This is a genomic window from Geodermatophilus sp. SYSU D00758, assembly GCF_054049955.1.
Genome location: NZ_JBJGYK010000049.1, coordinates 23695 through 31618 on the forward strand (window position 1 = coordinate 23695; position 7924 = coordinate 31618).

General features: G+C 77.6%; 7 protein-coding genes. 3 read left to right on the top strand and 4 right to left on the bottom strand.

The window, feature by feature from the left end; genetic code table 11:
• Window positions 1-8: 8 nt before the first annotated feature.
• The 3 genes from ACI8AC_RS22340 to ACI8AC_RS22350 form a co-directional block, all read right to left on the bottom strand.
• A complete protein-coding gene (locus tag ACI8AC_RS22340) occupies window positions 9-1586 on the bottom strand; it encodes a sensor histidine kinase (protein WP_456900046.1) in 1578 nt (525 codons plus the stop codon).
• Window positions 1583-2338, bottom strand: a complete 756-nt coding sequence (locus ACI8AC_RS22345; RefSeq protein WP_456900047.1) for a response regulator transcription factor — start codon at window positions 2336-2338, stop codon at window positions 1583-1585. The genes ACI8AC_RS22340 and ACI8AC_RS22345 overlap by 4 nt, the downstream gene beginning before the upstream one ends.
• 111 nt (window positions 2339-2449) lie before the next feature.
• The gene (locus tag ACI8AC_RS22350; protein WP_456900048.1) at window positions 2450-3226 is read right to left on the bottom strand and encodes a siderophore-interacting protein; all 777 of its coding nucleotides are present in this window, start codon (window positions 3224-3226) and stop codon (window positions 2450-2452) included.
• Between the two features lie 277 nt (window positions 3227-3503).
• Here ACI8AC_RS22350 and ACI8AC_RS22355 point away from each other — a divergent pair, with 277 nt between their 5' ends.
• Together ACI8AC_RS22355 and ACI8AC_RS22360 are read left to right on the top strand one after the other, a co-directional pair.
• Window positions 3504-3713, top strand: coding sequence for a DUF2945 domain-containing protein (locus tag ACI8AC_RS22355; protein WP_456900049.1), 210 nt, complete (start codon window positions 3504-3506; stop codon window positions 3711-3713).
• A 25-nt stretch (window positions 3714-3738) separates the two neighbouring features.
• Window positions 3739-4170, top strand: a complete 432-nt coding sequence (locus ACI8AC_RS22360) for a DUF2795 domain-containing protein (RefSeq protein WP_456900050.1) — start codon at window positions 3739-3741, stop codon at window positions 4168-4170.
• 11 nt (window positions 4171-4181) lie between these two features.
• Here ACI8AC_RS22360 and ACI8AC_RS22365 read toward each other — a convergent pair whose 3' ends face one another.
• Entirely contained in the window at window positions 4182-5378 is a 1197-nt protein-coding gene (locus ACI8AC_RS22365) for a hypothetical protein (protein WP_456900051.1), read from the bottom strand.
• 682 nt (window positions 5379-6060) lie between these two features.
• Between ACI8AC_RS22365 and ACI8AC_RS22370 the strand changes: the two genes are divergently transcribed.
• Window positions 6061-7623, top strand: a complete 1563-nt coding sequence (locus tag ACI8AC_RS22370) for an LCP family protein (protein ID WP_456900052.1) — start codon at window positions 6061-6063, stop codon at window positions 7621-7623.
• The last annotated feature ends 301 nt before the right edge of the window (window positions 7624-7924 follow it).

The window sequence follows — 7924 nt, forward strand, 5'->3', positions numbered from 1 at the left end:
TAGCCAGCTCAGCCCTGCGGCCCCGGGCCGGGGGACGGCGGCGCCGCCGGCGCCGGCGGGCCCGAGCGCGGCAGCCGCACCGTGAAGACCGCGCCGGCACCCGGCGCCGTCCGCAGGTCCACCGTGCCGCCGTGCGCGGCGACCAGCGCGGAGACGATCGCCAGGCCCAGGCCGGTGCCGCCCTGGCCGCGGGCGCGCGACGGGTCGGCGCGGTAGAACCGCTCGAACACCCGGGCGGCGTGCTCGGGAGCCATCCCGGGGCCCTCGTCGGCGACCCGGAGGACGACGAACCCGCCGCCCTCGTCGTCGGCCCCGACCCCGCCGTCGTCGTCGCCCGGCTCGTCGGTGATCGTGACGGTGAGCGCGGCGGTGGGCGGGGTGTGCACGAGCGCGTTGGTGACCAGGTTGCCGACGACCTGCCGCAGCCGCGCCTCGTCCCCGAGGACGACGGGCAGCTCGGAGAGGTCCCCGTCGAGGTGCAGGGCGACCGGCCGCTCGGGCTGGATGGCCCGGGCGTCGTGGACGGCGTCCCCCGCCACCTCCGCGAGGTCGACCGGTGCGATCGACAGGGGCCGCTGCTGGTCCAGCCGGGCCAGCTGCAGGAGGTCCTCGACGAGCACGCCCATGCGGGCGCCCTCCGACTCGATGCGGGCCATGAGCCGGCGGGTCTCCTCGGGGCTGCCCACCGCACCCTGCCGGTAGAGCTCGGCGAACCCGCGGATCGAGGTGAGCGGGGTGCGCAGCTCGTGGCTGGCGTCCGCGACGAACCGGCGCATCCGCGCCTCCGACGAGCGGGCCTGCTCCTCGGAGGCCTGCTGGGCCCGGAACGAGGCCTCGATGCGCCCGAGCATGCCGTTGAGGGCCAGCGACAGCCGGCCGACCTCGGTGCGTTCGTCCCCGACGGGCACCCGCTGGGAGAGGTCCCCGGCGGCGATGGCCCGTGCGGTGCGTTCCACCTCGGCCAGCGGCCGGAGGCTGTTGCGCACGAGCACGTAGCCGGCGGTGGCGAGGACGGCGAGCACGATCAGCCCGACGACGACCTCGATGGCCACCAGGCGGCCGATGACCTGGTCGTCGGACTCGAAGTCACTGGCCACGACCGCGGTGTCCCCGTCGCCGACGTCCTCGCTGAGCAGCCGCCAGAGCCGGCCGTCGTCCGACCGCACGGTGACGGGGCGCCCGATGCCGGCCCGCACGAGCGCGGCGTCCTGCCCGCTGAACCGCAGCCCCTCCGCCTCGAGGGGGAGGGAGAGGACCGAGGTCCCGCCGTCCGAGGTCAGGCAGGCGACGTAGAAGGTGCTGTACTGCGGGCCACCGCCGCGGGGCCACGGGGGGCCCTGGTCGCAGGCCTCCCCGAACCACCGCTCGCCCTGGTAGCGGGCCAGCGTGGCCTCGAGCTGCTGGTCCTGCTGGTCGACGACGTACCGCTTGAGCAGCGAGGTGGCGGCGATCCCCGTGGCCGTGAGCGCGATGACCACCAGGCCCATGAGCAGCGCCACGAGCGTGACGCGCAACGGGAAGCGCGGTGCCCGCCCGTCGGACCGGGCGGGCACCGCGCCGGTGCCCGGTGGCGGCCGGCTCGTCACGCGCCCCGCGGCAGCCGCAGGGTGTAGCCGACGCCCCTGATCGTGTGCAGGAGCCGGGGCTCGGTGGTGTCGACCTTGCGCCGCAGGTAGGAGATGTAGGACTCGACCACGTTGGCCTCGCCGTTGAAGTCGTAGTTCCAGACGTGGTCCAGGATCTGCGCCTTCGACAGCACGCGCCCGGCGTTGGCCATCAGGTAGCGCAGCAGCTTGAACTCGGTCGGCGACAGGCTGATGACCTCGCCGGCCTTGACCACCTCGTGGCTCTCCTCGTCGAGCTCGATGTCGGCGAAGGTGAGCTTCGGGGAGGCGTCGGCGCGCTGCTGGCCGCCGGTGCGCCGCAGCACCGCCCGGATGCGGGCCAGCACCTCGTCGAGGCTGAAGGGCTTGGTGACGTAGTCGTCCCCGCCGAGGGTGAGGCCGGAGACCTTGTCCTCGGCGGCGTCGCGCGCGGTGAGGAAGAGGACGGGCGTGTGGCGGCCGGTCTCGCGCAGCCGGCGGACGACGCCGAAGCCGTCGAGCCCGGGCATCATCACGTCGAGCACGAGGAGGTCGGGCCGGAAGGACGCCGCCATCGACAGCGCCTGCTGGCCGTCGGCCGCGGTGGCCACCTCGAACCCGGCGTAGCGGAGGCTGGCGGAGAGCAGCTCGCGGATGTTCGGCTCGTCGTCCACCACGAGGAGGCGGGCCTCCGGGACGGAGCTCCTGCCGGTGCCGGTCACAGCACCTCCCGTCGTGCGCGTTGCCGTCGTCATGCCCCGAGGGTGCGCCGGGGGACTGGGCCCGCCCTGGACGGTACCTGTGAGCCCCCTGTGCGCCGTGCCGTGCGGTGGGCGGGGCAGGCGGCGCCGGCGGGGCGTGCGGCCTCAGCCGGCGGGCGCCATGGCACGGCCGCGACGCCAGTACCCGATGGCGTGGTGCTGGGCGCGGCCCAGGCCCCACCGGCCGCGCAGGTCGGCGCGGACGGCCCGGACGGTCGCCGACTCCGCCGCCACCCACGCGAACAGGTCCTCGCCCTCGGGCCGTTCGAGCGCGGCGACGGCGTCGACGAGGAGCGTCCCCTCCCCGGGCGGGGTGTCGCCTCGGTGCAGCCAGCGGACGTCCACGCCGGCCGGGCGGGTCAGCGCCTGCTCCTCGTCGGCGTCGGCCACCTCCACGAGCGCGAGGCCGCGGGTCCCCTCGGGCGCCGCGGCCAGGATCCGGCCGATCGCCGGCAGCGCGGTCTCGTCACCGGCCAGGAGCAGCCAGCCGGCCGGCCGGTCGCCGAGCGGGCCCGCGCCCGCGACGGCCAGGGGCGCTCCCGGGGCCGCGGCCGCGGCCCAGGTGGCGGCCGGGCCGTCCCCGTGCAGGACGAAGTCGATCTCCACCTCGCCGCGGGGCGGGTCCTGCCGGCGGGCGGTGTAGCTGCGCAGGCTGACCCCGTGGCGTCCCTGCGGCCAGACGATCCGCCCGTCCCGCGCGACCGCCGGCCACCGCGGCGCGGGGTCGCCGACCTCGGGGACGAGCAGGTTCACCGTGGGGCCGGCCGCGGCCACGGCCTCCGCCGTGCCGGAGAGGACCACCCGGCGGACCGTCGGGGTCACGTCGGCGACCGAGGCGACGGTCAGCACGTCGACCGGACGGGTGGCGTCGGGGGCGGTCACGGCCAGTCAGCCTAGAACGGGCCGACCCGGCCGACCCCGGGGGAATGGAGTCGACCGGGCCGGCGATCGAGGACGGGGCGACATCACCGTGAGTAGTCACTCCACCGCCGCTCAGCAGCGACGATGTCGATGACGTCCCCGTCGCCCTCCACGCTACGTGACCGCGGCGGATCCGCCACTGCCCGAACGGGTGACCCTGCGCCCGGCGGGGGTGATGTGTGCCTCCCGGTCGCTGCGGGCACGGGCAGGGGAACCACGAGCGAACGGAGCGCGAGCGATGGCCGACGACCTGCACAAGGGCGATGACGTCACCTGGAAGAGCCACGGCGAGACGGTCGAGGGCACCGTCACCCGCACGATCACCGAGGACACCGAGGCGGCCGGTCGCACCGTGCGGGCCAGCAAGGACGAGCCGCAGTACGAGGTGGAGAGCGAGAAGTCGGGCAAGAAGGCGGTGCACAAGCCCGGCGCCCTCCACGAGAAGTGACACCCCGACGAGGAGGAGGACGACCGTGAGCGAGACCGGGGACCAGTTCGCCGGCACGTCCGCGCGCAGCACGAAGCACAACCCGCGGCTGGACGAGGAACTGGAGCACGAGGTCCAGGGGATGCTGAAGGCCGAACGGGCGACCCGCGCCGAGGAGTGGCGCGAGGTCGAGCCGGTCGCCGAGGGGGATCCCGACATCGATGCCGACCCGGCCGGGACAATGGTCGGCGGCACGCCCGTGGGCATGGACGCCGACGCCGTCGTCGTCCGGGCCGAGCTGGCTCGCTGGCTGGACCGGGCGGACTTCCCGAGCACCGGCCCGGACCTGGTCGAGGCCGCCCTCGACCACCGCGCCCCCGACGCCGTCGTGGACGAGCTGCGCCGGCTGCCCGAGGGGGAGCGGTACGAGCGCGTGGGCGACGTCGTCCGGGCGCTCGGCTACCCGACCGAGACCTGACGCGAGGACGGTCAGGGGCTCACGGGCTCCTGACCGTTCCCGCTCGCCCGTTCCTCGGCCTCGGCGATCTCCTCGGCGCCCCGCCGGCGGAACAGCCGCGACCCCGGGAACCCCTTGATCACGTGCCGGACGTCCTCCATGGTGTCGAGCAGGTCGTGGATGTCGGCGCCGACGTTGCCCATCGACTGCAGGATCGGCAGGACGTCCTCGTCGAGGTGGGTGACCAGCTGCGGCAGCCGGTCGACCAGCGTGACCAGCGCCTCGGCCTCCTCCGGCGAGACCGACGCCACCAGGCGGCGCACCGTGGGGGACAGCGCCAGCAGCGGCTCCTCGTAGGTGTCGACCAGCGGGGTGACCCGCCCCAGCAGCCCCTCGGCGGTGCCGGTGGCGTCGTCCGCGCGGGCGAGGGTCGCCCCGGTTGCGGCCACCGCCGCGTCGGCCCGCTGCTGGGTGCTCGCCACGGCGGCGACGGCGGCGTCGGCCCGCTGCTGGGTGCCGGCCACGGCGGCGACGGCGGCGTCGGCCCGTTCCTGGGTGCTCGCCACGGCGGCGACGGCGGCGTCGGCCCGCTGCTGGGTGCCGGCCACGGCGGCGACGGCGGCGTCGGCCCGTTCCTGGGTGCCGGCCACGGCGGCGACGGCGGCGTCGGCCCGTTCCTGGGTGCCGGCCACGGCGGCGACGGCGGCGTCGGCCCGTTCCTGGGTGCTCGCCACGGCGGCGACGGCGGCGTCGGCCCGTTCCTGGGTGCCGGCCACGGCGGCGACGGCGGCGTCGGCCCGCTGCTGGGTGCCGGCCACGGCGGCGACGGCGGCGTCGGCCCGCTGCTGGGTGCTCGCCACGGCGGCGACGGCGGCGTCGGCCCGCTGCTGGGTGCTCGCCACGGCGGCGACCGCGTCGTCGGCGCGCTGCCGCGTGGCCTCGACCCCGAGGATCTCGGCGTCCGCGCGGCGGCGGGTGGCCTCGACCCCGAGGATCTCCGCGTCAGCGCGCTGCCGGGTCTCGTCCACCCGCTCGACCAGGCCGTCGGCACGCGTGGCGATGCGGTCGAGGTGGTCCATAGCAGCCGTCACCCGGTCGGCGAGGTCCTCCAGCCGGCCGACGAGCGCCGCGATGCGGGGCACCAGCGCCAGCGCCTCACCGACCCCGTCCCGCAGCCCGCCCACCGCGGAGAGGACGTCGGACGGGCCGGGCACCGAGGGGAGTCTCACCCCGCGAACGCTACGCAGACCTCCGCCCGCGCGCCCGCCGCTCGCGCGTCCACTCCCGCGAAGCGACATGTCGGCCGTATCGTTGGGTACAGCCACGATCACGCGGCGCAACGGGTGGTGCGGTCGTGCCGGCAACGGTGCGGGTCACGAGGATGGGAAGACGACGCCGGTGGGGCACGAGCGGACGCGGGACGAGGGGCGCAGCCGCCTGATCGGTGCCACCCGCGCCCGTCGCCGCCCGGCGGCGCAGCCACCGCGTGGCGGCAGCCCCGCCCGCGATTCCGTCACCGTCGAGCAGCTGGTCGCCCGCCAGGGTGGTGAGGTGGGCCGCCGCCGGGCCGCGCGCACCGGCGAGGTGCCCATCCCCCTGGCGCCGGGCGAGCAGCCGCCCGCGCACCGGCGCGGCCTGCCCCCCGTTCCCGGTGCGGCCGGACCCGCCTCCGGCCCGCACCCAGCGCAGCCGCCGTCCGGACCCCCGGCGCCGCCGCCCACCGACAGCGGGGTCGTGTCGCGGGGGCTGCCCCCCGTCCCCGGTGCGGCGCCGACCGGCGGCCCGGAGCGACCCGCCGACGCCGTCCCCGCGCGCGCCGGGTTGCCGGCGGTGCCCCCGTCCGCCCGCGCGTCCGTGCCGCTGTTCCCTCCGTTGGGCGCCGAGCAGCCCGGCCACCGGCCCTCCCGGCCGGTGGCTCCGCTGCCGCCCATCCCGGGGCGCGACCTCCCGCCCTCCGGGGCCACCCGGCTGACCCCGCCCGGGCCGCGCGAGCGCCGCGCCGCTCGCCGCGCGTCCCGGAGCCCGGCCCGGCGGCACCTGGTCCGCGCCGCCTCCGCGCTGCTCGTCCTCGTCGGCGTGGTCGTGACGTACCACCTCGGCCTCTACTTCTACGTCGACCAGGGCATGCGCCGGGTGGCCGCGCTGGCCCCCGCCGGGCCGGAGGTGCTCGCCCCGCAGCTGCAGGCAGGCGCGCAGACCTACCTGGTCGTCGGTACGGGCCTCCCCGGCGCGGCGGGCCCCGCCGCGGTGACGGCCCTGATCGCGCACGTCCCCGCCGACCAGGACTCCGCCGTGCTGGTCAGCCTGCCCCCGGCCGCGCTGGTCGACACCCCCGCCTGCGTCCAGGAGGACGGCGACCTGCGCGAACCGGCGACGGAGGCCGTCGCGACCGCGCTGCTCGACGGTGGTCCGGCCTGCCTGGTGCGCGTGGTGCAGCAGCTCTCCGGGTTGCGGGTCGACCACTACCTCGGCGTCGACCTGGCCCGGGTCCCGGGTCTGGTCGACGCGCTCGGCGGCATCTCCCTCTGCCTGCCCACCCCGTCGGGGGCGGACGGGGTCGCGGCCTCCCCGCTGCCCGCGGGCACGTCCGAGCTGACCGGCGAGCAGGCGGCCGGCTACCTGCGGCCCGGCGACGCCGTGGACGCCACGGGGGCCGCCGTCGCCCAGCGCACCCAGATCCTGCTGACCGCCACCCTGGACGCCGCCGTGTCGGTGGACACGCTGCGCGACCCCGTCGCGCTCACCCGCTTCTCCGTCCGCGCCTCGGACGCCCTCACCGTCGACCAGGACACCAACCTCGGCGACCTGCGGACCCTCGGCGACACCCTCGGCGACCTGGGCGGGGACGCCGTCCAGCGCACCGAGCTCCCGGTGTCGCGGGTGGACCACGTGCCGGCCGGCGAGGAGCAGCCCGTGGTGGTGCTCGACGGCGGAGCCACCCGGACCCTGTTCGAGACCGTCATCGACAGCGGCCGGCTGCCCGCCGAGCTCGCCGCCCCGCCCGCGGACGCCGCCGCGCCGGCACCGGCCGCCGAGCCGGCCCCCGGGACCGCGGCGCCGGCCCCCGAGCCCGCGCCGGGGGCGCCCACCGTCCCGCCGGGGCAGGTCACCGTCGACGTCCTCAACGCCACCGCCACCGGCGGGCTGGCCGCCACCGCGGCCGAGCAGCTGCGCACCCAGGGGTTCGTGGTCGGCGCGGTCGGCAACGAGCCGGGCGCGGTGGCCGGGACCCTGGTGCGGTACGCGCCCGAGGCGGCCGAGCAGGCCCGCACCGTGGCGGCCGCCGTCCCCGGGGCGACGCTGCAGGAGGGGGTGCCCGCCGGCAGCGCCGTGCAGCTGGTGCTGGGGCCCGGCTACGCCGGCGTCGTCCCCGTCACCGTGGCGCCCCCGCCCGTCGCCGAGCCCGGGCCCGAGGCCGCTGCGGCCGCTCCGGAGACCAGCCCGGCGGCGAGCACCGAGCCCGTCCGCTGCTGAGCAGCGAGCCCGTCCGCTGCCGAGGGCACCGTCGCCCTCCGGGCTCCCACCACGACCCCGGGCCGTTCGCGGTGATCTCGGGCATCCGGCACGGGGACACGCCGGTGCAGGGGTGTCCAGCTGCTCGTCCTCCATGATCGCCGGGAGTCGGGTGAGAGACGAGTCCCGGGACAGGCGGCCGCCACGGCAGCACCCGGCCACCGGCGGCACCCGGGCACGGAGAGACGGCGAGGGGGGGCGCCGCCCGGGGGGGGGGCCGCGCCCCGACTCCGGGGCCCCCCCGCAAGGGGGGGGGCGGGGC

Excerpts from the sequence above, each read along its gene's own strand:
- ACI8AC_RS22355 (WP_456900049.1), top strand. The coding sequence starts at position 3,504 with ATGGCCGACGACCTGCACAAGGGCGATGACGTCACCTGGAAGAGCCAC.
- ACI8AC_RS22345 (WP_456900047.1), bottom strand. The coding sequence starts at position 2,338 with ATGACGACGGCAACGCGCACGACGGGAGGTGCTGTGACCGGCACCGGC.